Origin of the sequence: Photorhabdus khanii NC19 (assembly GCF_000517265.1) — a bacterium.
GTDB classification, from domain to species: domain Bacteria; phylum Pseudomonadota; class Gammaproteobacteria; order Enterobacterales; family Enterobacteriaceae; genus Photorhabdus; species Photorhabdus khanii.
Genome location: NZ_AYSJ01000011.1, coordinates 126,492 through 129,006 on the forward strand (window position 1 = coordinate 126,492; position 2,515 = coordinate 129,006).

General features: G+C 40.4%; 4 protein-coding genes. All 4 read left to right on the forward strand.

What is annotated here, in order from left to right:
- Positions 1 to 585: 585 nt before the first annotated feature.
- The 4 genes from PTE_RS10410 to PTE_RS10420 all read left to right on the forward strand — a co-directional run bounded on the left by PTE_RS10410 (position 586) and on the right by PTE_RS10420 (position 2,508).
- A complete protein-coding gene (locus PTE_RS10410; RefSeq protein WP_036846016.1) occupies positions 586 to 1,566 on the forward strand; it encodes a hypothetical protein in 981 nt (326 codons plus the stop codon).
- 94 nt (positions 1,567 to 1,660) lie between these two features.
- Positions 1,661 to 1,930, forward strand: a complete 270-nt coding sequence (locus tag PTE_RS10415; protein WP_036846019.1) for a type VI secretion system PAAR protein — start codon at positions 1,661 to 1,663, stop codon at positions 1,928 to 1,930.
- The gene (locus tag PTE_RS25455; protein WP_131601479.1) at positions 1,885 to 2,109 is read left to right on the forward strand and encodes a hypothetical protein; all 225 of its coding nucleotides are present in this window, start codon (positions 1,885 to 1,887) and stop codon (positions 2,107 to 2,109) included. The genes PTE_RS10415 and PTE_RS25455 overlap by 46 nt, the downstream gene beginning before the upstream one ends.
- A 66-nt stretch (positions 2,110 to 2,175) precedes the next feature.
- Positions 2,176 to 2,508, forward strand: a complete 333-nt coding sequence (locus tag PTE_RS10420; RefSeq protein ID WP_036846022.1) for a contractile injection system protein, VgrG/Pvc8 family — start codon at positions 2,176 to 2,178, stop codon at positions 2,506 to 2,508.
- Positions 2,509 to 2,515: the final 7 nt, after the last annotated feature.

Consider the following 2,515-nt stretch of genomic DNA (forward strand, 5'->3'; position numbering starts at 1 on the left):
TCATTAATGTCGTGATTGCGAAAAAAGGCACCCCCGATGGGGGTCAAAAAAGGCAGGATCTCAGAAAGTTAATGGAAGAGCAAAACGAGAAATTTCCCGATCGGAAAACAGGAAAAGTAACTCCCTGAGGGTTGTTGGGTCTCGATTTTATTATTTCTGGGGAAATTCTAAATGGGGCAGTTACTCTAAAAAAGAGTGCTAATGAGGGAAAGGTCATAGGAGAACTAGTGAACAAATTCTCTTTAAAACTTAAAGCGGGCTAGGAAGCAGGAGTCAGAATTTTATGTATAAAAGGCATGCTTACCGCGACGGGCGGACTTGACACCGCACTGTCACCGGGAATGAAATGTGATGAGGGAGGATTCCGAACTTATTTTTCACATGAGGGTATCCAGGCTTATTTGAGGTGGAAGTAAAAGCAGATTATGTGAAAAATATAATGAAGATTCAACCAGCCAATCAATGGCTGGTAATAAAGGAAGTAACCATGGAACAAATACGAAACTAATCAAAGCAGATGTGATGATATGCGATAAAGATGAATTTGGACCACTCTATTTTATTGATTTCAAATAAGAAAACATCATGATTAATCATAAAAATCTCCTAGCGATATTATTATTTATGTTACCCATAACGGGATTATCTAAAAAGGATGAAAACTCTATGAATAACAGAATAGAACCCATTGATTACAGGTTAGAAATTGAAGTTAACAAATGCTCAATTGAGTTATTCATTAATGGAATGAGGATCATTTCATATTATGATAAAGAACCGATGAACACACTAATTGGTATAGGTGAATATCTAAAACCTAAAAATAATACAATACAATTTTATGCTCAGTCATCAGTTCAGTCACCTGATATAAAAAAGGACATTTTCGATTCTGGTTCAACATGTCACTTCACACTAGCAGCAAGAAACAGATTCGAAACGCCTGATCTAAAGCCAGTTATGAGTATAAAATATAATCCTAATGATAGTATAGAGCATAATACCTCTGATTCATCTCTTGAAATAAATTCTATCAATGAACAATTAGCAAGGTTATTAGATCGTAATAAGATAAATCACAATAATGAAATGCATTATTATGAATCATCACAACAATTTGATATAAAGAATGATTACCCTGTATGGAACTGGGTAAACTCATATCAATTTTCAAAAGAAAATAATGTTATAGACTCATTACCCGAAGTCTATCAATTGTCTCTTATTAACGCTTATAAAGAATACTGGGAGTTATTAAAAAACAAGGATCTTAACGGATTGAAGCAGCTACATAAAGAATTTCTAAATGAATCAGTCAGCGCTAATGGTGGAAATAATGATGATTATTTTTCATCAATAGGGTTAGATGAAATTATAAATTCACCTGATCTTCGGCTTTTACCTTTAAATTTTAGTCAATCTAAAATTGATATCTCTCTTGATGGCCGGGTTGTTTTTATGTCTCCTTCACCACTTGTATTTATTGATAAAAATAACAATAAAAACAAGACACTATTAAATCCAAAATATCGTTTTGATGGAAAAAGATTTATTTTAACCCGATAATCATATGAAAAACAAAGAGGGTTTATCCCTATTTAACCAATAGAAAAATCATATTTCAAGATAACCTTTATTTCTCTTAAATAAGGAAAACACGATGGGAAATGCAGTAAAAATCGGTGATATCGGTACCGCACATGATGATTGTGAAGCCACACCGGTGATTTCCGGTTCCACCAGTGTGAAAGCCGACGGTATTCCGCTGGCCCGCCAAGGCGATAGTTTAGCCCCCCATTCCTCTCATCCACGAACCATTGCCAGTGGCTCCAGCACAGTTTTTATTGATGGCAAACCCGCGGCCAGAACCGGTGATGCCGTCAGTTGTGGCGGCGTGGTCATTGGGGGTGGCAGCGTCAATATTGGTTGAACGAAACCCGCCACAACCCCGAGGTGCCGCTGGAAGAGTTGCTGCGTCAGTTCGCCGCCGCAGTCGAACAGGGGCACGCCGTCTCACCGGCACTGAGAAAAAAACCGAGAAGCCGGGCTAACCGCACAACCCATGCAAACGACCCGATGAGCCTCTCAATCAATCATACAGACGATTAGNTATGACGATGTTAACCCCCTTATTCATGACCGCCGTCCCAATATCACTCAATCAGGAAGACAATAATGGCACATTCAGGACGGGTTTTTACCCTCACCGTGGGCAATCTCCCGACACAAACTTTTGCAGTGGTTGAATTTACCCTCAATGAAGCCCTGTCAACCCTCTTCAGTCTGGAAGCCTCCCTCACCAGCGCCGACCCCGATATTGACTTTGCCGATGTGCTGGATAATGACGCCACCCTCACCGTCTACCGTGACGGGCAGCCGGAACGCTGTGTCAGCGGCATTGTCACCCGGTTTGAGCAGGAAACCACCGGCCGCCATCGCAGCCATTATTCCCTGACCGTGCATCCTGCCTTATGGCGGGCAGGCTTGCGGGTCAATNCCCGTATTTAGNNNATGG

Excerpts from the sequence above, each read along its gene's own strand:
- PTE_RS10410 (WP_036846016.1), top strand. The coding sequence starts at position 586 with ATGATTAATCATAAAAATCTCCTAGCGATATTATTATTTATGTTACCC.
- PTE_RS10415 (WP_036846019.1), top strand. The coding sequence starts at position 1,661 with ATGGGAAATGCAGTAAAAATCGGTGATATCGGTACCGCACATGATGAT.